Below are 21484 nucleotides of genomic sequence, written 5' to 3' on the forward strand. Positions count from 1 at the left end.
ATTTTTTTTTGCCGTCTCCTGCTGCGGGCTTTAAATGCAGGAGAATCTTTCATCTAATTTTATTCTTCACGTGCTATCTGAAAACCAGTTTTTTCTGAAAGACATAGTTATAGCCAAAACCTACAACAAGTGCTATCGCTGCCTTTGAGATGACATAGTTCCATTCTGTTCCGTGTAATATCATATACATTCCTGCGGCGTTAAGACCTAAGTTTCCGACCCAAACAAGAAAATATTTGAAAGCTTGACCGCTCATTTTATTTTCTGTCGCCTCGAAAACCCAATACCGGTTTATCATGAAATTGGCTATGCCTCCGCAGGTTGTACCGACTATACTACTGATAAACGGTTCTTGCAAAAAAAAGTTCAACAGAACGATTGTAGTCGAAAAGTCGATAAATGTTGCTATCAAAGAAGAAGCTTGCGCCTTGATAAACGTTAACATTTTACAAGAGATTGAATCTGAATACGATTTGTAGAAGTATGTTTGCACAAACACCGGCCAACACATCATCAAGCATAACCCCCAGACCTCCGGGTAATTTTTCTGCTTTTCTGATATATAAGGGTTTTACGATATCGAAAAACCTAAACAAGACGAGCCCTGCTACGATGTAGACAATTGATGCAGGTAAAAATAATAAGCTGATACACATTCCCGCGACCTCGTCGATCACCACTTTTTTATCATCTTTTCCCCAAAAAGGCTCAACAGCATCCGAAGAAATAATCCCAATTACGGTAATAACGAGCGTTATCCCTACCGCCAGCCACAGGTTTGGCATAAAATGTTCATGCCAAAAATACCAGCAAATACATGTGAAAACAGCAGCAACTGTTCCTCCACCCTTTCCGACGTATCCTATTCCCAAGGATGTTGCAATTAATTTATGCAACTGACTCATTATTTTCAGGTTAAATCTACTCTACAAGGTTCCTGCATCTCATTTGAGAAGCGAACCAATCTTTTGTCCCTGACCTTTTGATTTCTGTTTATGATTATGCTCCAAGTCAGGAAAGCATAATACCGCCCACAACTCCCGGCGGTCTGATGTGCTGGTCAATATCGATCATATATTTTTCGTGTAAGAGGTGATTTTAAAGCCATTTATTCTCTGTATACCAAGGCATTGATTCCGCCAATCCCGTTTTTAAATTATAAACAGGCCGATAATTCAGATCCTTTTTTGCTGCTTCAATACTACAAGCCCAATTGGGTGCCGTTAGTTCATTCAACTTTTCCTTATTAAGAACCGGAGTTTTCTTAGAATTCAAATACATCAGTTCCAGCATATTTGCCACTACTTTTACCAGACCTACCGGAATATGAAAACGCACCGTCTTCTTTCCTGTAAGATCTTTAAAAGTATCGGCGAGTTCGTAACGGTTATATACATTCCCGTCCGAAATATTATATGTATGATCCTTCTTATTTTCAGACTTTAACGACAGCATCGTGGCATTCACCAAATCCTGTACGTATACAAAACTGAACCGCTGGGGACTGTTTCCGATATAAGCATCCAGCCCATCCTGCAACATTTTAAAGACAATAAACAGGTCTTTTTCTCCCGGGCCATACACTGCCGTAGGTCGTAAGACGGCTTTCGGCAACTCAATTTCTTTCAAATATTGCTCAGCCAACAGTTTGCTTTTCCCATAAGCTGTCACAGGATTCGGTCTCCTATCTTCCTTGAATAGATGATGATCCTGATAAGCTGAGGGCCCAAGGGCAGCAAGACTGCTTAAAAAAACAAACTTTTTAAGAGGAATATTGGCCTCTTTCGCAGCCAATGCCAGATTTTTTGTATAATCTGCATTGATTGTGTTGTACTCACGCTCATCCTTTGCCTTGGTTGCTCCGGCAGCATGAACAATGTATGCGTATTGTCCTTCTTCCAGACTTTTAACAAGTGACTCTTTCGATCTGAAATCTGGATATATATATTTAGGAGCAAGAGAATCCAGATGTGATAACTTGCTCGTTGCACGCACGGCAGCATGGACTTCCAAGCCGGCCTTTTGTGCTGCTTTTATAAGATGATATCCTATAAAACCACTCGCACCTGTTATCAGAATTCGTTCACTCATATTTCTTTTTCAAAAAGCCGGTAACGTTTATAAAGCTCTCCGTTCATCTGATCCAGCGCACGGTTCATCATATAATTGTCCTCCAACATCCAGGAGCATTCCCCTCCCTTAATTTTGGTGCCCTTAGAATTCTTGATTATTCCACCATATAGACACGCTTCAATACCCATTTTCCGATAACCATCAACCACTCCCAGCGTGAGAATACGCAACATGTCAATATTTTTCTTCAAAAACAGAAGCTTAAAAATACCCGTCGGCAACAATCTTCCCTTTTTTATCTTAATCAGAATCTGGTTGATATCCGGGATGGCGAGAATAAATCCAACTATTTTGTTATCCTTTTCTGCCAGCAGACAATAATCAGGATTCAGGATCATTTTCAGATCTTTTGCCAGATATTCAAATTCTGCTTCTGTTGTCGGCACAAATCCCAGATTTTCCGCCCAGGCAATGTTATAGATCTCACGGATCTTAACTACCTCGTTCTTAAAATCTTTCAGATTTACTTTCCTGATCACGATACCATGCCTTTCGAGCAAACGGTTCTGGAGCGTCTCCAGCATCCTGAGTGATTTATCATTTACAGACTCATGCATTACCTTATAAGCCAGCAAATCCGTCTTCTTCTTCAGACCTATATTCTCAACAAGCTTTAAATAATACGGAGCATTGTAAGGCATCATCGCAACCGGAGGCATATCAAAGCCATCCACGAGCATTCCGCAAACATCATTGGTTGAAGGATTTGCAGGACCTTGAATTTTATTAAGCCCTTCACTTTTCAACCAGCTGATTGCACTATCAAACAACAAATTGGCCGTTTCCTGGTCATCAATACAATCGAAAAAACCGAAAAAACCATCTTTTGCACCGATAAATTCGTTATGATTTCTGTTATTTATCGCAGCGATCCGTCCCGTTATCTTGTCGCCATCAAAAGCCAGAAACAACTGGGCTTTTGAATGTTCGTAAAAAGGATGTTTACCAGGTGTGAGCAAATCTCTTTGTCCGATAAAAATTTCCGGCACGTAATTGACATCATTTTTATATAAATCATGAGGAAAATCCACGAATCGGTCTAAATCCTTTTTAGAGGTAACGGGTAAAACTCTGGTCATACGGTTTCGGTAACAGGATAAGAGTATATTTGCTTGTACGCTTTCGACATTTTTTCGACCGCTTCATCAATTTGGTCAAAAGTATGCGTAGCCATCAGTGAGAAACGAATTAATGATTCTGTAGTATGAACAGCTGGTGAGACTACCGGATTAACAAATACACCATCTTCCTGTAAAAGCTTGGTGATATGGAAAGTCTTTTCATTATCACGGATATAAATCGGCAGGATCGGACTTTCTGTACGCCCTAGATCGAATCCGCTTTCAAGCAAAAGCCTTTTCGCATAATCTGTATTAGCCCAGAGTTTTTCGATATGTTCCGGTTCCGTCTGAACAATTTCCAAACATGCCAGAACGCTCGCAACCGACGAAGGCGTCATGCTGGCGCTGAACATCAATGCACGTGCCCGATGCTTTAAAAATTCTATTGTTTCGGCATCCGCAGCGATAAATCCGCCAAGAGACGCAAAAGATTTACTGAATGTTCCCATGATAAGGTCCGCTTTTTCAGTCAGCCCGAAGTGTGAAGCAGTTCCAGCACCATTCTTTCCAATAACACCCAAACTGTGCGCATCATCAACCATGATATTTGCACCAACTTCTTCTGCAACTTCTACCATTTCAGGAAGTTTCACAATATCACCTTCCATGCTGAAAATTCCGTCTGTAGCAATCAACTTAATTGCATCTTCCGGAAGATTGCGGAGCTTGTTTCGAAGATCAGCCATATTGTTATGCTGATATTTAACCACTTTGGAGAACGACAAACGGCTGCCATCAATAATAGATGCATGGTTTGCATCATCAAGTATCAGGTAGTCATTTCTTCCTGTAATACAGGAAAGCGCGCCTAAATTTGCCTGGAATCCCGTACTAAAAAGAACAGACGCCTCTTTTCCAGTGTAAACTGCGAGTTTCTCCTCTAATTCTTCATGGATGTCAAGCGTGCCGTTCAGGAAACGGGAGCCCGCGCATCCTGTCCCATATTTACTGATGGCCTCACGAGCTGCCTCCATAACCTTTGGGTGATTTGTAAGTCCCAAATAGGAATTAGAACCAAACATCAGCACCTTTTTACCATGGATATAGACCTCAGTATCCTGACCAGACTCAATTGGTCTAAAATAAGGGTACAGCCCCTTCTCCTTAATTACCTTCGAATCTCTGAATTCAGAAACCCGGGCATGTAGTTTATTCCCCATAAATATTTAGTGTCAGAAACATGCACCTACTTCCTGATTTTCAACTCGTTCAAGTGGGTTATGTATCGTGTTCATCATTAAAAAGTAATTTTTATCAGATTTCGGCAATGTTAACTCAGTATTTCGCCTGCATTACCTAACATGTTTACTTCAATAAAGGTTTTTACTTGAATTGATTTATTTAAAAAATTTATAACAAAAACAGTTTTTATTGAAATACCGGGAATATTAGCGAATTGTTTTCAGACAATTTTTTCTGTTTCGAGCTAGCATTATAAAAGCCTGTCAACATAATAATTAGCGCAAAATCAGATCATAGTCACGCTGTTAGCTCACATTTTCGTTACCGAATATCACTATTTAGAACTGTTTTAATACTGTTCCTGCAAAGATAGATAAATTGTATTTTAATACGTTCCATACTTCAATTAATTCATATCATGTACCAAACAATATTATCGAATCAATAAGAAATTATTAACCGGCAAAGAAAATGCATTTACCTAACTTAACCTGATTAACAATTCAGAATCTGAATATTTTAATTTCTATTTAATGTTGGAATGGCATTCAAATCTTGTTGAAATCCAGATATAGAAATCCAAGTTCTCACTAAAATAAGCATTAATAAACGATTAAGCAGCAACGCTTTTCAATTTCTTTCGTTTGAATGTACCAGAATTAACGCTGGCCTGAAAGACAAAGATGTTACAATGATTCTGGCCGTAAGTCTGTTGCAAATCTATACCTTATAATTCTTGCCAGATACGACGAAGTATAAAACGATAAACGGTAAATTTATGCGGGTCGAAGCGACCGGTGAAAAGCCTAACACTTTTTAATTCCATTCATGACAAGCTGCATAAGCAAACTTAAATAGTCATGCATTTCTTCCAATTTATCATACATTAAAAGATCAAACTCGATTCCCCTTTGAGCACTGGCCATAACGAAGGCTAATTTTTCAAGTTCACTTTCGTTTAAAATCCTAAATTCCCCGCTGATCATTCCGTATTCGAGAATACTTTTAAGAATAATCATCTCCTTCTCATCGTATTTTTTTCGCCAAGTACAATCTCCTCCTACCGAAAACATTGCGTCCCTCGTCTCTGACACCAGAACGGTGTACAGATTAGCCATCTTCTTCATCATCTCAAAACGCTTCACATAAAAGGTCTTGAATTTTTCAAGCGCAGTCGGAGCCTTTGAAATTTCGCCTTTAAGCATTTGGAAAAACTCATCTTTTTCCCTGCTTATGATCGCGTCAAAAATCTCTTCTTTACTCTTGAAATAATAATAAAGCGTGCTCTTCCCCTTACCGGCGTCTTTGGCAATATCTTCCATCGTGGTTTTGCTCAAACCGTATCGCTGGAACAATCGGTCAGCGCCTTCCAAAATTTTTGCCTTAATTATTTCATCTTTATTTAACATCTGGTCTTAACTGTTTTTTCGACTAAAACCGTATTACGGTCCAAAATTAACTTATGCCTGTTACAGAACAATATAATATTCATAATAATTTCAAATGTTCTAAATAAAATGCTATAAACTCTTCTCATTATTTAACTCTTTTCACGAAAATGCAATCGATTAAAATATTACCGGACAATAACTGAAATATCTCATAAAATAGCTTCCAAATTTCCTATAAACGGTGACAAAATGCCATTCTGAGCGAATGAATGGGTATGCTATTATTGAGAAAAATCAAAACCTAACAAATTGCATTTATTTAACGGTTAGGCAATTAAGTAAATAAGGGCCAACTTGGGTTCCAAATAAATACCAGCAACATTCTTAATAAAGTACAGGTAACATCTCCAACCATCTTATTTAACCCAGACGTATGAAAACTGATGAAAATTCATTTACCGAGATTAATCGACTGCTCGAAAAGTACATGTCAGAAATTGAAAGCTCTGAACTGAAACCTTTAGCAGCAAATATCTACCTGACGCACGCAAAAAACTTTGTTCGCTGGATCGAAGGTGAATTTGTTCCTGGCGGCAGGCTCAAAAAAGCAAACGAACTATTGAGCTAATTTTTAAGGACACATTACACACACTATAGGCCTTCGGCATTCCTCTTAAAATACCCGGAGCATCCCGCTCCTACGCATCTTCAATTTCATCTTTGTCGAATTCGTTGGTTTTCTCATCAGATAAAATAATTTTCTTTAAATTTTTGAAGCGAGCGGTTCGAATAGAATCAAAACATTCACCCAAACCTTTCGAAATCTCAAAAACATCCTGGTTTCTGTTTCAACTCAGAAAGTGCGAGGTTGAAAGAAACCAAAACCGCGAAGGCTGACGTTGTCTCCCCAACAAGGGAAGTCGACGCTGATTCAGTATGCGATAATCACCCTGAGGATTAAATTGTTAAATCAAGACAATTAAAAACGATGGAATTAGGAATAAGTACTTTTGAGAAGTAAAGCCGGATGGTGTTTCAGGAAAAGCGATCAACGCGCACCAGCGCATGAAAGAACTGCTTGAAGAAGTTAAGCTAGCCGACGAAGTCGGTCTTGATGTTTTTGCATTTGGCGAACATCATCGTCCGGATTTTGTAATTTCTGCCCCTGAGGTTATTCTTGGAGCCGCCGCCGCGATAACTAAAAATATAAAATTATCAAGTTCAGTAACTGTGCTTAGCTCAGCAGATCCTGTCCGGACTTTTCAAAATTTCGCTACCGTGGACCTTCTCTCCGACGGGCGGGCGGAGATTATGGCCGGACGCGGCTCTTTCATCGAATCATTTCCGCTTTTTGGATATGACCTAAATGATTATGACGAATTATTTACTGAAAAGCTTGATCTGCTTGTTAAAATTAATCAAAGTGAGAAGGTTTCCTGGAAAGGAAAACTGCGGGCTCCAATAGATAATAAAGGGGTTTATCCGAGGCCTTTGCAGGAAAAATTACCTATCTGGCTTGCTGTCGGCGGAACGCCGGCCTCTGCAATTCGTGCGGGCAAAATGAATCTCCCGATGACTGTTGCACTATTGGGCGGCAGAGCTGACCAGTTTGTTCCTTTTGTCAATCTTTACCGTGAAACGGCAAAAAATGCTGGTCATGATGTTGATAAATTGCAGCTGGCAATCAGTTCTCAGTTCTATGTAGCTGATAATGAACAGCGCGCGGTTGAGGAATTTTACCCCTCTTATGAAATCCTGATGAATCGTGTCGGGCGCGAAAGAGGCTGGTCTCCGCTTAGCCGTCCGCAATTTGAGTACATGCGCAACGACGGCCCGCTTATGGTTGGCAACGAGCAGCAAGTCATTGACAAAATTCTTTACCAACACGAGCTTTTTAATAACACCCGATTTCTGGCACAGCTTGTAACTGGCTATATTTCACATAAGAATGTTTTACGAGCTATTGAATTGTATGGAACAAAAGTAGCGCCCGCGGTAAGAAAAGAACTGGGCATATCTCCTAAAATAATTTAAACCGGTAGATTTTCCACAAATACCTTTAATTGCAAATTTTGTCCGGCAAATGTTTTTGCCGGATAAAATTTGCAATTGAAACACGACTATTTCTTACCACAAACGCAAGATCCGGTTCGGACCAGTTACGGGAATAATTTAATTTTGCCTCGAAATTTACATCTCCGCACAAAACTTATGCAGCCAAATTTCATTTCAATACCGATTGGATACACATTTAGTTTTAACGAATCTCTATGGTTTTTGAACCGAAATTTCGACGATTGTCTTCACTCCGTTTCCACAAATCTTGTCAGAAAGGCTTTGCTGATCAACAACAAACCGTTGTTACTTGAAATTGCACAAAAGAATGATTCATTGCAAATTGAAATTTTATCGGGTGACTATCAGAATGAGGACGAATCAGAAATCTCTGCTTACATAATCGAATGGCTTGATCTCGATCGCGACGTTTCTTTCTTTTACAAACTGCTAAACAGTGACGAACGACTGTCATATATGACACTCTCGTTTGCCGGACTTCGGCTGGTTGGCATACCTGACCTTTTCGAAGCGTTGTGCTGGGGTATCATCGGACAACAAATAAATCTGACATTCGCTTACAAATTGAAACGCAGACTTGTTGAAAAATATGGAACACAGATGGAGTTCGAAAACGAAGCCTACCACATTTTTCCAAGCTGCGAAGTTCTTGCAAAAGCTGATTTGCAAGACTTAAAAGCAATGCAGTTTTCTTCTAAAAAAGCAGAATATATTATCGGACTCGCACAAATTTTTACCGATGGAAAACTTAGCAAGGGTATATTAAAATTGTTACCAGATGTGGCTGCCCGGCAAAAGGCATTGACCTCCATAAAAGGAATCGGAGTCTGGACGGCTAATTATGCTTTGATGAAATGCTTGAAAGAACAAACCAGCATTCCCTATGGAGATACAGGACTGATGCAGGCACTATTCACCCATCAGATTATCGAGCATAAGAAAGACTACGCGCCCGTTGAAAAGTTTTTTACAAATTTCGAGGGTTGGGAAAGTTATCTTGTCTTTTATTTGTGGAGAAGCCTGGCAAAAAATGACCAGTTAGATAATTCTTCTAAAGGTCAGATTGATTCGGCTTTCTAAAATTTTTGGCTCCTTTGGAACACGGTGATACCAATGATGTTGCGTAGAACCAGCCATGAGCAAAAGCTGCCACTGCTCAAAAGTACTTTTTCTTTCAGATTTTGATCGGATTTGTTCTTGAACTGAAAACTTCTGGAAACTCCAAAACTCACCGAGCCGATGACGGGATTTGGGCCAAGCTCTTTTTCATTGTCTTTATGCCAGCCCATACTATCGTTCCCATCTCGATAATAATTCAATAAAACATTCGTGAAATTGCAACCCGCTTCACTTTCTATTCGCTCTTTGATCATCAGTAATTCCTTCGTCCAGATTTGTGGCAACATGGTGATTCCCGAATAACGGTATGTTTTTTGTTCGCCATACCAAGCAGTCAGGCGAGGCTGCATAATTTCCTTCCCCATAATTTTTATCGGCTCTTGCTTCCATTGAATAGTCTCTTTCAGTATTTCAAATAATTCCCGGCTCTCACCTTCACTGAAAAAGTCAGGATAAAAATATACTTCTCCCTCCTGCGATAATAAATTTTCAGGCCTCATTTGCTTTTTTTATTCAAATCCAGTTCTTTCCTGCTTTCCAAAGTTTATATTTTTCAGGCAGACAGTTTCCGCATGGCCGGTAACCTTCGCTTAGCGCTTCCTGTTCGTTTTTGAAAAAAACGCGGTTTTCAAGCTTCATCTGCTTTCCTGATCCACACCTTAAAGTTCCGTAAATTTTGGCTTTTCGATATCCGCCCAAAGTCACCTCACCCTCCTTTATAAGTTTCGCCAGGCTCCTCTTTCTTTCTTCCCTGTTTTCCCCCAGTTCGCTATGACGGACCATGCTTTAAAACTATTTTTTTCAAAAGTATGCTTTCCTAAAATCTTGCCAAACCTGAATCTTGCTAAAAACCTATTCGTCTCTATACCGCTATGAAGGTAAATTCCCAGACTATCCAGGCGTTTATTCAACTGAATCAGGAACGTACATTCTTTGATTAATTTTAAATAATTATATCAAATTGATGCATCATAAATAACCACTTTTCGGTTTTGTTATCGTAAAAGATTTCGCCATCAAAAGTTAAAAATACCACCGACCGCTCTTCTCACCCTGACCTGATTAGCGTATATATTGTCAGCATAATCATGACATGGATCACGGAGCATCCCATGCGCCGCATTTACAGCAATGCAGACAGAAAACAGTTGATATCCAAGACTTTCTCCGTCCAAAACTGATGAAGGAAATTGTTACGTCAGATCTTAAATCCAGCTAAAATCTGATTTGTGTCAATGATTTATCAGCCAGGGAATACTCTGCCATATTGTTATTGGGATTTTGAAGCACATTGTTCTTTCTGGTCAGCGACGCAGTGAAAATCTCCAGCGATTATACCTTATGGAACTGCTGAAAATGAAAGCCGTTATGCAAGCTGAGGCTTTTTGAACTTATAAATTCGACAACCAAAAAGGCGGCCTTCACCAAGCAGAAGCCTCTGCTGAAAATCTAAACAGACAACTCTGTACGTAAAATACGAGCTGATCAATTGCTATCAAACACTCAAGACAATATTTCAGGAAGTTGCGATCTGCAACTGAAGCGACCACTTCTCCAACATCAGAATCAGTTCTTCCAATTTCACAGGCTTGCTAATATAATCATCCATTCCCGCTGCAAGACATCGATCCTTGTCTTCCTGCAAAGCATTAGCCGTCATAGCGATGATATAAGGTTTTACGGGAAACTTTATCTTGATGCGTTGCGTCGCTTCCAGGCCATCCATTATCGGCATCTGAACATCCATAAAAATAATGTCAAGATGTTTCTGCTCACTGATTTTGATAGCTTTTAAACCGTCCTCAACCAAAGCCGCTGCGTATCCTAACTTGGAAAGGGCATTCATGATAAAAATCTGATTTACACGGTTATCTTCCGCCACAAGAATTGATAAAGGATATTTCTTGGAAAAATCCAAGTGGAGAATATTTTTTGATTCTTTGGATATCCCTGTTGGAAGCTTGGTCAAAGTCTTGACTTTTACCAGCTCACTCATCAGTGCCTTCAACAAAGTATCCTGTTTGACAGGTTTCGATAACACTGAGCAGAATAATTCCGGATTGTTCACTTGCGTTTCGCCGAAGCGCGAACTTAATAGAATTACGGGTAAGCCATGATAATTTTCAGAGATCAGATTACCTAGTTCAATTCCGTCCATTTCCGGCATTTCATTGTCTGTAATCACAAGAGAAAACTCCTCACTTTTCAGAATATCAAGTGCCTGCCTGCCCGAATTGGCTAATACCGGACTAAGCTTCCACAACACAAGCTGTTCTTTCAGAACGCGTAGACTTGTAAGATTATCGTCGACGATCAAGATTTTACTTCCCTCAAAATCTTTTAGAAAATCAAGTTCATATCCCGACCGCAGCGCCCGATTAACGCCAACAATAATCGAAAAATGAAAGTTACTACCTTTACCGTCAATACTTTTAACGCTAATTTCCCCACCCATTAACCCTACCAGTTTTTCACAGATTGCAAGACCCAAACCAGTACCTCCATACTGCCTCGTGGTTGACGAATCGACTTGCGAAAAAGCTTTGAACAATCGATCCATTTTATTTTCAGGGATACCTATTCCTGTATCACGTACGTCAAACCCAACTTCCACAAAATCAACCCCGCTGTTAGCCAGACTTACATGTAAAAAAACTTCTCCTTCTCTGGTGAACTTAAGTGCATTGCCGATCAGATTAATCAATACCTGTCGAAGACGCAAACCATCACCTATAAGCTGAACAGGAACATCCTGATCAATCTGGTAAATCAAATCAAGCTTTGGATCAGCAATGCTTGTCACAACCAAATCCATTACCTCCTCAACACAAGTTCTGATATTGAAATCTCCTCGTTCTAATTCCATATTACCAGACTCAATCTTGGAAAAATCCAGAATATCATTTATAACTGCCAGAAGATCTTCCCCGCAGGCCCGAATAGATTTCGTAAAATTTTGTTGTTCTTCATTCAGGGGAGTTTCCGCCAGCAGGGCAGACATCCCGATCACGCCGTTCATCGGTGTCCTGATCTCGTGGCTCATCGTTGCTAAGAAAGCACTTTTCGCGTTATTAGCCAGTTCAGCCTTTTGAACTGCTTTTTTCTCCTCAATAATTGAATATTCCAATTGTTGCGTACGCTCTCGGATCTGCTTCTCCAGTGCCCTCTTCTGCACTCTGATGGAATAGGTCCTTATTTTGTAAAATGCGATTGCTGAACCGATTAGAAGTATGAACCCACCGAGTTTAAACCACCATGTCAGCCAGAAAGGAGGCGTTATGATAACCTCGACAGAATTTCCCAGTTCGTTCCAGACACCATCGTTATTGGACCCTTTAACACGAAAAATATATGTTCCCGGATTCAAGTTCGTATATGTTGCCGTTCGCTTGTTTCCAATATAGTTCCAGTCTTTATCAAATCCTTCCAATTTGTAGGCATATCTGTTTTTAGACGGAACAGTATAGCTTAATGCAGCAAATTCGAAAGTAAAAACGGATTGATCGTAGGACAATGTAATTCTTTTAGTTTCATTAATATCCTTTTCCAGGGTGCCGGTTTCATCTCCTGCAGCGACCGGCTTATTAAAAATCTGAAACCCTGTAATGTAGACCGGCGGGATAAAACTATTTTCTCTGATACTGTCGGGATAAAAGGTAGTGAAACCGTTGACTCCGCCAAAAAACATCTGTCCATCTGCTGTCTGGAAAGAAGAATTATCCCGGAATTCATTTCCTTGCAAGCCATCGGATGGTGAAAAATTTTTGAAAGTTTTTTTATCAGGATTAAACTGAGACAGACCTTTGTTTGTACTGAGCCACAAATCATTATCCTTATCTTTCCTGATTGCAAAAACAACGTTGCTCGCCAGCCCGTCTTTTTCTGTAAAAGATGTGAAAGTCTGATTTTTCCTGTCAAAATAATTCAACCCTCCACCGACGGTACCCAGCCATAAATTTCCATTATCCGCTTCAAGAATTGATTGAATTTTATCGTGTGAAAGACTTTTTTTATTACGAACATCTCTTTGATAATGTATAAAATGTTTTCTGTCCGGCGTAAGCAGATTGAGTCCGTTGTATGTACCTACCCATATATTGCCTTTCCTGTCCTGAAAAACAGTAGTTACAATATCGTCGCTTAAACTTGTTTTGGACAGCGGATTATGGCGATACCTTGTTATTTTTCCTGTTTTATTGTCATAAAAATTCAGTCCGCCCTTCCATGTCCCCAGCCAGATATTCCCGTCTCGGTCTCTGAAAATGTTATTTACATCTGAAATGGACAGACTGTTCTGATCATTTTCTTTGGGCAGGTGATGTTCTGCAACGCCTGTTTTTACATTAAAAAAATCAAACCCACCGTTGTGGAACCCCAGGGCAAGTACATCCTGTGAGATCTGGGTGATTGCAATGACGTAATCATTACTTATTGATTTTGGATTGCTTGCATCATTTCTGAAATGCCTGAATGTTTTAGTTTTCCTGTTGAAGAGATCTAAGCCACCGCCATCGGTACCGATCCATATATAATCATCGATTAAATCTCCCTTAATTGCCAGTACGGTGTTGTTGCTCAAACTGTTGGGATTACCGGGAATCTGTTTATATGACGTAAATTTTTCACCGAATTTCGGCAAAAAGTTAACTCCTCCGGCATAAGTACCTAACCAAACATTTCCGGCATCATCCGGGTAAATGGAGTAAATAGAATTATTGCTGAGTGTGGAATTGTCGTTAGGATTTTGCGAATAATTGGTAAAACGTCCCGTTCGAAAACTATAAACGCTTACACCTCCGTTTTCCGTACCAATCCAGATATTCCCATCGTCTGATTCATTAATCGCAAGAATATCGTTGTGGGCTATACTGCTGCCATCCTTCGGATTGTTGAGAAAATTCGTAAAAGAATCCGTCTTAAAATTGTAAAGCGACACTCCCCCTCCGTGGGTGCCTACCCACAGATTTCCCCGGCTGTCGGTAAAGAGGGTTATGATCCAGTCCGATACCAGACTCTTTTTATTCTCTGAATCATTGAAGTAACCAGTAGTTTTACCGCCCGGCAGCTCAAATTTAAAAAGACCTTGATCTGTGCCCAGCCATAGTGCTCCGTTTTTGTCTTCTGTGACCTGATATACATACGCATAGGCTAATCCATATCTTTTCTTGCCTATGTGTTGATAGGAAATATACTTTCCGGTTTGAACATTAAAAAGAAACAAACCTTGATTGGTAGCCAGCCAAATCCGGTTTTTACTGTCCTGAAAAATATCTTGAATATCATGATTCCCATTTTTATCCGGATAGTGAACAAAACTGTTTTTTTCCCGATCAAATTTATCGAGACCGTTCGACGTACCGATCCATAGATTTCCTTCTTTGTCTTCAAGAATATCCTGAATGTAGCTGTCAGTTATGCTCGAACTGTCATTCGGGTCATGTTTGTAATGTATAAATTCATAGCCGTCATATTTATTGAGACCATCCTCACTGCCAAACCACATAAACCCTCGCCTATCTTTCAAAATAGCACTGATATGGCTCTGTGACAGACCATCATTTGTGGTTATATGTTTAAATCTGGGATTTGGTATTTGTGCAAAACAGGGACAAGAACCTAATAAAAAAAGCCATACAACAGTAACAGGTAATTTTGCTTTCATCGCGTGTTGGGCTATTATTATCTGAGGAGTCTTAAATCTTTAAAAACGCTGGCCAATTCAAAATAGAACAAGTTCTATCATATTCTAAATTTAAACATATTTCTTGTTTCTAGATCTTTTTTGGCTTGCAATATTACCTTCTGCGATTGATCAGACAGTTTGAAACTTCTAACCTTACGATCCGAAAGTATTACTATTTTTTTAACAGAAAATACCATACCACTATTTCGGTTTTCCAAATGATGATGGAAAAACTTAATTTTTCACTGCTGACACACAGTTGTCATTTCACCGTGCGTGATTTGCATATCATCATTAATTAAATCTTTGAAATATGGAAACGAATGTAAAGTCTTCGGAAACACTGTCGAACCTGGTTATTACTCCCGAAGTGTTGTTGGAACACTGGCAAGCGCACCGGCGCCTTACCCGTCGGGCTATTGAAGCATTTCCTGAGGATGATTTTTACAATTTTTCCATTGGAGGTATGCGCCCTTTTGCTAAACTTACTATGGAAATGATTGTACTTGCTGCTCCCGGTATCAACGGAATCGTTTCAGGAAATTGGTCATCTGAAAAATTCCCGTCCGACTTTTCAACACCACCACCGGCGACAAAAAAAGAAGTCCTCACTCTTTGGGACTCGGTAACTGAAGAGATCAATGAATTATGGCCGCAAATCCCGGCAGGCCGGTTCCAGGAAAATGATCTGGCCTTTGGCATGTATGAGGGCACCGTTCAATATATGCTGTTTTATATGATCGAAAACGAAGTTCACCATCGTGGCCAGTGTTACGTTTATCTCCGCGCACTCGACATTGAACCTCCTGCGTTCTGGGACAGAAGCTAATAATAATTACTATATGGTAGGTCCGGTACCGGACCTACTGATCTATTTCGTCGGTTTTTCCTGCTATACATCGGATCACAGTATCCAGCTCCTTTACGGAAGTAAGCATTTTGTCAAGAAACTCCCTTTGCTCAACTTCAGTGTTTTCATAATTGGTAGCCAGATCGATCAGGCTCATCAACCTCGCTACAGGTGCTCTGAAGACATGGGATTGCATCCAGGCAATTTCCCGTAACTTTTTATTTTTATCTTCAATTTCGAGGATGTATTTCAAACGTTCAGTAACGTCATTAACCAATACAACCCGGCCGTCGATGTTGTCAAGCTGAATTGCATTACTTTGAATTTCGGCCCATATAATCTCTCCGTTTTTCTTGCAGTGCCTGAAAATGCCGCCATAATGAACATCGGTCTTGTTCCGCAAAAGGGAGATTTGCTCATCAAGTTTTGGCAAATCTTCGACCGGCCTGATCTCACGAATAGTCATTGTCAGAAATTCCTCGTAGCTATATCCATAATGCCTGATTGCCGCATTATTGACATTTAGAAAGCGAAGCGTATTGATATCATAAACCCACATCGGCTGCGGACTAAGCTGAAAAAGATCGCTGTATCGTTTTTGAGATTCTTCAAGTTCGAGCGATTTCTTTTTACGCTCTATGCTGTACAGAATACTTTTAAAAAGAGAAGAAGCAGTAAGATCGTCTTTAAGCAAATAATCAGCGACACCGAGCGAAAGAGATCTGACACTGAATGCGACATCGGGATAGCCGGTAAGGATAATTATCGGTATCCCCGAACTAATCGCAAGGATCTCCGTAATTAATTCCTCCCCGCTTTTGTCTGGCAACGAAAGGTCAAGCAGGATTACGTTGATAGCCCAACCCGTTTCTTTCAAAAATTGCTCTCCCTCTTTGAAGTTTTTAGCCTGAAAAATCTCCGGAAGATAGATTTGATCTTCTAGAAAATCCTCGATCAGAGCAAAATCTCCGGGGTTATCCTCAATGACCAGTATCCGATATATGTTATTATCCTTTTCCATCTACTGTTATTTAGCTGACGGAAGTTTGACGACATTGATCCAGAAATTCTCGATAGTGGAAACCACGTTCAAAAAACTTTCAGACTCGACCGGCTTGGTTATATAACAGTTCGCGTGATTGCTGTAAGATTTATTTATATCCGTGTCTGATGATGATGTAGTTAGCATGATGACAGGGATATGCTTTAATTTTTCATTTGTTTTGATGTAGTGAAGTACCTCGTGCCCGTTTTTTCTGGGAAGATTTACATCAAGTAAAATTAAATCAGGGGCGTCAGCACTTACAAATTTGCGTTTCTGGTTTAAAAAATCAAGGGCTTGTTCTCCATCTCGGACCACACTGACTTTATTAACAGTTTTCCCCTCCAGCAACGCTTCCGTCGTCAGTAAAATATCACCCTCATTGTCTTCTACCAGTAAAATATGAATGCTTTTCATAACGCTGTCAAGTTCTTAGCAATAGTAAAATAAAAGCTGCTTCCCTTCTTTTCTTCGGATTCTACCCAAATTTCCCCCCCGAGGGTTTCTACAATTTTTTTTGTGATTGCCAGCCCCATACCAGTCCCTGAATATTCTTCCCGGTTGTGTAGACGTTGAAAGATAATGAAAATCTTCTCGAAATACTGCTTATCAATGCCTATTCCATTGTCAGCTACACAAAATTGCCAATGCGTAGGCGTTTCAGTACTTAAAATCCGGATATGCGGTATTTGATCTTTTTTATGATATTTCAACGCATTGCTTATCAGGTTTTGGAAAACCTGCCGCAAAGGAGCTCTAAATGCCATCAATTGAGGCATTTCTGAATATTCGATCCTGGCCTTCTTATCTTTTATTTTTTTCTGATATAATGTCTGGATTTCATGGATCACTTCGCCCACATCAACTTTTTCCGGGATTTCCTTAGTCTTGCCAGCCCTCGAAAAATCGAGCAGGTCAAGGATGATCTGACGCATCCTTTTGGCACCATCCACAGCATAGTAAATATAGACTTTGGCTTTATCGTCCAGAGATTCGCTATACTTTTTTTCCAGTAATGTCAGAAAACTGGTAATCATCCGCAGCGGTTCCTGCAAATCGTGTGAAGCTACGTAAGCAAACTGCTCGAGCTCTAAATTTGAAGCAGCCAGCACTTTAAGGTGTTTTTCCAATTCTTCATGCATTTCCTTCAACTGTGACTCTGTCGTTTTCCTGTCCGTTATATCTTTAAAATACACCGTCAGGCCATCGCCGGTTGGATATGCATTGACCTCAAACCATTTATTCAGTCGGTTAGAATGCTCTTCAAAACGCACAGGGATATTATCTTTGATGGCCTTTAAATAAAGATTATAAAAGCGCAGAGGAATCGTCCGGTAATATGTTTTCCAAATACTTTTGCCAACTATTTCTTCCCGTTCTATACCAGTAAGATTCTCCGCTTCCCGGTTCCAGTACGTTACAGTCCAGTTTTTCGAAACTGAGAAAAATCCGTCTCTAATACTTTCAAGCGTCTTGTTTTTTTCTTCGTAAGCATTTAAAAGTGCCCTGTCAGCTTCCTCTGTTTCGATCGCTTTCGCCAGATTTACAGAGATTGTTTTGAGAAAAGAAATTTCATCATCGTTCCACTTTCTCTCACTCTTGCAATCATCAAAACCGATATACCCGAAAAATTTATTTTTAACAAAAACCGGAAAAATAAGCAGAGATTTTATCTCTTGAGCAATGAGTCCGGATTTAAACTCTGAATCTGGTAAGTTACTGACAATACCCAAATACGGCTTTTTTCTCGTCAACAAAGAGACCAATTCCTGTAAGGTTTCATGCGGAACATGCTGTAAGTCCGAATTGTTGATCTGTGGTTGAAATTCACCCGAATTCCATTCCAGTTTCTGATTGCAAAATACTTTACCAGATTCAGGATCGGTATAATTTTCGAAATAATAAACCCGGTCTGCATCTACCGCTTTTCCAACCAGATTAAAAGAATGGTCAATAGCAGACAACCAGTCGTCATACAGTAAAAGACAACTATTGACCTCTGCAATTGCCGCAAGCAATCCGGATTTACGGAGTAGTTTAAGCTGTGTTTTTTTTCGTTGCGAAACATCTCTGAGCACCCCAATCATCCTGACCGCCTCGCCCTCAGAATTTCTAATGATGTATCCGTTTTCCTGTACGAAGGAATAATTGCCGTTCACCTTCTGAAGCTGATATTCCGCTCGCCAGTTGTTGAGCGAATGATTTGCCAAAGCAGTTGTTAAAGTTTTATTAACGAAGTCTTTGTCCGTATCGTGGATCAGATCCAGCCATTTTTGCACAGGAAATCGTTCATTACTCATTTCATGACCAAAGAGACGATAAAATCCATCGCCCCAGGCAATATGGTCTGTCGCCATATCCCAGTCATAAATCGCATCCCGCGTCGCTTTGTTTACGTATTCATATCGTTCATTACTTAACTTCAAAGCATCCACCATCGTCCGCAGACGCGATTCACTTAAAACCAGCTCTTGCTGTACTTTTTTGCTTTCTGTAATATCCAGACAGGCTCCTATCATCTTTACAGGCAGCCCCTTTTCATCTGTTTTTAACCGTCCCCATGATTTTAGGTTTCTGATTTCACCGTTTGGCCGAATAATACTTTCTTCAAAAACGACGTCTTTTCTAGTTGCCAGAACATCATAAATGGTATCGATGACACGTTCTCTGTCGGCTGGATGTAACATCGATTTGTATCCCTCGAAACTAGCTTTGAAAAGCGATTTTTCTATTCCATAAATTTCGTAAAGCGAATCTGACCAGGTCACTTTATCATTTATAATGTCCCATTGCCAATTGCCCAACCGGGCCAGTTCCTGCCCTTGTTTCATTAAAAAAGTATTCTCTTCCAAAAGTTCGGAGCTATACCTGTTTTCTAGAATAATTTTGAGAATGGCCATAAATCTCCCGATTGTCTCAATTTCCTCAGCGTCCGGAACCCTCACTTCCCGGTAGTAAATACCAAATGTGGCCATTACGCTGCCTTCGGAATTGATCACTGGATGTGACCAGCAGGCTCGAAGATTAAATGGAAGCGCCAGATGTTTAAAGTCCGTCCAATGTCGATCGCATTCAATATCATTTGCAAAAATTTTTTCCTTCAGATAGGCAGCAGTACCGCACGAACCCATGTTTTCTGCGACTGGTATTCCTTCAATAGAATCGATATACTCTTGAGGTAAGGAAGGCGAAGCCCAATTGTAAAGTCTGTTATTTTTTTCCTGAAGAACAGAGCAGATCATTTTTGGGAAGATATTTTCAATCCCAAGAATGTAAGTCGTGAGTACATCCTCGATCGACGAATTCCTCTGTGAATTCAATTCCAATACCGATTTTTCCAAACGTTCCAATTCTGTAAAACGTTTTGCTTCGGTGATATCGATCATTACACCGCGAAGTTTCGAGATTTTTCCGTTTTCCTGAATCACCGACACCATATCCTTGATCCAGACCAGGCTTCCGTCAGCATGGATCATCCGGTAATCGAAATCATAATTCGACGTTATCTTTGATTTTTCAGTGCAAAATCTCACCGCCTCCGCGCGATCTTCAGGATGAATGTGGCTTTCCCAGAATTCGGGACCACTCACCCATTCTTCCGGTGTATAACCTAAAATTGCCTCAGCCTGATCACTCACAAAAGTGAAGGTATGCGTTACCACGTCCATTTCCCAGACAATTCCATCAACGGTCTGGATTAGCGATTCGAACTTGTTTTTGGATTCCAGAAGTTCTTCTTCAATTATTTTGCGGTCTGTAATGTCTTGCATGGAACCATACAGACGAGTAAACCGGCCGTCTTTCAAATCTCCCACACCTGTTACCCGAACCCAACGCAAATTTCCTTTTGCGCTGATCATCGTCACTTCCAGATCGAAAAATTCTCCAAGCTCGATTGCTTTCCTGATTACGAAAACCAACGATTGCCAATCCTTTCCCTGATTATAAAAACTACTTACGGTTTCGAAATCAATCTGATTTCCCGATTCCACTTCATGAATATCTCTTGCAACATCCGTCCAGATCAAAACATAATTCACCAGATCAGCCTCCCAACTTCCAACTTTTGCTATCCTTTGCGTTTCTGAGAGAAATTGTTCATTTTTTGCAAGACTCGCTGTCGATGTTTGTTCGCTTTTCTCTGTTTTGATTAATTCCGTAACATCCGAAACGGAACGAATGATGTATTTCATCTCGTTATTTTCGTCAAAGACAGGCGTATTCGACGACATAAGGCTTTTGAGCTGCACCTCACCGGTTATTCTGTCTGGCACAGGGAATTCAAATACGGGAGTTTTGTTAGGTTTTTTGTCTTCAAGAAGTTTTTCTAATAGATTTTGCCACTCCGGCGATCTGAAATAAGGATGATCAGGAAAAGCATCAAAAAAACCTCGGCCCACCAGGTCTGAAACATCCAGTTGCACAATTTCCCTGTAGGCATCATTCGCACAAACGATAGTGAACTTGGGAGAATCTGGCAACAAAACGATCATCGGCGTTGGCAACGCCTTAAATACTGATTCCGGAAAATTCTGGTCCACATAATCCATCCTTGATAATCACAACGCAGTTTTCAAGTTATTGATAAGAACTTGCTGCAAGAGGGTTAAATTCTAAGTTAGAATAATTTTAATTCCTATAAAGATTAAAATTAAAAAATAAAAGTCAAAAACTTTCTACTTTATGTAGTACAAATTAAACAATTCACAAATTATTGATTTGCAATTTCCAGAAAAAACCAAAGCTTGTAACACATTTTAATGACTCAACGAAATCTTGCTTACAACACTTATTTAACGGATCCTTTCATTGATCAAACGGTTTAAGATACTTGAAACATACCAAATGATCTGAGGATATTCTAACTATGTTGTATATACGAAAAAG

16 protein-coding genes are annotated in these 21484 nt (G+C 40.0%); 4 read left to right on the plus strand and 12 right to left on the minus strand.

Annotation, left to right across the window (positions count from 1 at the left end; translation table 11 throughout):
- Positions 1-73 precede the first annotated feature (73 nt).
- From BMY70_RS09640 to BMY70_RS09665, 6 genes are all read right to left on the minus strand, one after another.
- Positions 74-445 (minus strand): GtrA family protein, encoded by a 372-nt coding sequence (locus BMY70_RS09640; RefSeq protein WP_177196993.1) that lies wholly within the window; start codon positions 443-445, stop codon positions 74-76.
- 1 nt (position 446) lies between these two features.
- Positions 447-905, minus strand: coding sequence for a phosphatidylglycerophosphatase A family protein (locus tag BMY70_RS09645; protein WP_090334972.1), 459 nt, complete (start codon positions 903-905; stop codon positions 447-449).
- Positions 906-1098: 193 nt separating this feature from the next.
- Positions 1099-2091, minus strand: a complete 993-nt coding sequence (locus tag BMY70_RS09650) for an NAD-dependent epimerase/dehydratase family protein (RefSeq protein WP_090334973.1) — start codon at positions 2089-2091, stop codon at positions 1099-1101.
- On the minus strand, positions 2088-3212 hold the full coding sequence (locus BMY70_RS09655; RefSeq protein ID WP_090334974.1) for a GNAT family N-acetyltransferase: 1125 nt from the start codon (positions 3210-3212) through the stop codon (positions 2088-2090). The genes BMY70_RS09650 and BMY70_RS09655 overlap by 4 nt, the downstream gene beginning before the upstream one ends.
- On the minus strand, positions 3209-4414 hold the full coding sequence (gene spt, locus BMY70_RS09660; RefSeq protein WP_090334975.1) for a serine palmitoyltransferase: 1206 nt from the start codon (positions 4412-4414) through the stop codon (positions 3209-3211). The genes BMY70_RS09655 and spt overlap by 4 nt, the downstream gene beginning before the upstream one ends.
- 828 nt (positions 4415-5242) lie before the next feature.
- On the minus strand, positions 5243-5845 hold the full coding sequence (locus BMY70_RS09665; RefSeq protein WP_090334976.1) for a TetR/AcrR family transcriptional regulator: 603 nt from the start codon (positions 5843-5845) through the stop codon (positions 5243-5245).
- A 415-nt stretch (positions 5846-6260) separates the two neighbouring features.
- Between BMY70_RS09665 and BMY70_RS09670 the strand changes: the two genes are divergently transcribed.
- From BMY70_RS09670 to BMY70_RS09680, 3 genes are all read left to right on the plus strand, one after another.
- Entirely contained in the window at positions 6261-6455 is a 195-nt protein-coding gene (locus BMY70_RS09670) for a hypothetical protein (RefSeq protein WP_090334977.1), read from the plus strand.
- A gap of 437 nt (positions 6456-6892) precedes the next feature.
- Entirely contained in the window at positions 6893-7861 is a 969-nt protein-coding gene (locus BMY70_RS09675) for an LLM class flavin-dependent oxidoreductase (RefSeq protein WP_310590634.1), read from the plus strand.
- Between the two features lie 177 nt (positions 7862-8038).
- On the plus strand, positions 8039-8983 hold the full coding sequence (locus BMY70_RS09680) for a DNA-3-methyladenine glycosylase family protein (RefSeq protein WP_090334978.1): 945 nt from the start codon (positions 8039-8041) through the stop codon (positions 8981-8983).
- Here the strand turns inward: BMY70_RS09680 and BMY70_RS09685 are convergent.
- From BMY70_RS09685 to BMY70_RS09695, 3 genes are all read right to left on the minus strand, one after another.
- Positions 8980-9522, minus strand: a complete 543-nt coding sequence (locus tag BMY70_RS09685; protein WP_229209553.1) for an alpha-ketoglutarate-dependent dioxygenase AlkB family protein — start codon at positions 9520-9522, stop codon at positions 8980-8982. The two genes, BMY70_RS09680 and BMY70_RS09685, sit on opposite strands and share 4 nt — an antisense overlap.
- Before the next feature lie 13 nt (positions 9523-9535).
- Positions 9536-9805, minus strand: coding sequence for an Ada metal-binding domain-containing protein (locus BMY70_RS09690; RefSeq protein WP_090334979.1), 270 nt, complete (start codon positions 9803-9805; stop codon positions 9536-9538).
- Positions 9806-10538: 733 nt separating this feature from the next.
- A complete protein-coding gene (locus BMY70_RS09695) occupies positions 10539-14684 on the minus strand; it encodes a hybrid sensor histidine kinase/response regulator (protein ID WP_090334980.1) in 4146 nt (1381 codons plus the stop codon).
- 334 nt (positions 14685-15018) lie between these two features.
- On the opposite strand from BMY70_RS09695, the gene BMY70_RS09700 reads away from it, so the two are divergent.
- Positions 15019-15534 carry a DinB family protein gene (locus tag BMY70_RS09700; RefSeq protein ID WP_090334981.1) on the plus strand — a complete coding sequence of 172 codons (516 nt, stop codon included), beginning with the start codon at positions 15019-15021 and terminating at the stop codon, positions 15532-15534.
- A gap of 34 nt (positions 15535-15568) precedes the next feature.
- On the opposite strand, the gene BMY70_RS09705 is transcribed toward BMY70_RS09700, so the two are convergent.
- The 3 genes from BMY70_RS09705 to BMY70_RS09715 are packed head-to-tail and all read right to left on the minus strand — an operon-like array spanning position 15569 to position 21138.
- Entirely contained in the window at positions 15569-16576 is a 1008-nt protein-coding gene (locus BMY70_RS09705; protein ID WP_090334982.1) for a PAS domain S-box protein, read from the minus strand.
- Positions 16577-16582: 6 nt separating this feature from the next.
- Complete coding sequence (locus tag BMY70_RS09710) at positions 16583-17014, minus strand: response regulator (RefSeq protein WP_090334983.1); 432 nt, start codon at positions 17012-17014, stop codon at positions 16583-16585.
- Positions 17011-21138 carry a PAS domain-containing protein gene (locus BMY70_RS09715; RefSeq protein WP_177196994.1) on the minus strand — a complete coding sequence of 1376 codons (4128 nt, stop codon included), beginning with the start codon at positions 21136-21138 and terminating at the stop codon, positions 17011-17013. The genes BMY70_RS09710 and BMY70_RS09715 overlap by 4 nt, the downstream gene beginning before the upstream one ends.
- Between the last annotated feature and the right edge of the window lie 346 nt (positions 21139-21484).

The organism is Dyadobacter koreensis (genome assembly GCF_900108855.1).
Classification (GTDB): Bacteria; Bacteroidota; Bacteroidia; order Cytophagales; family Spirosomataceae; genus Dyadobacter; species Dyadobacter koreensis.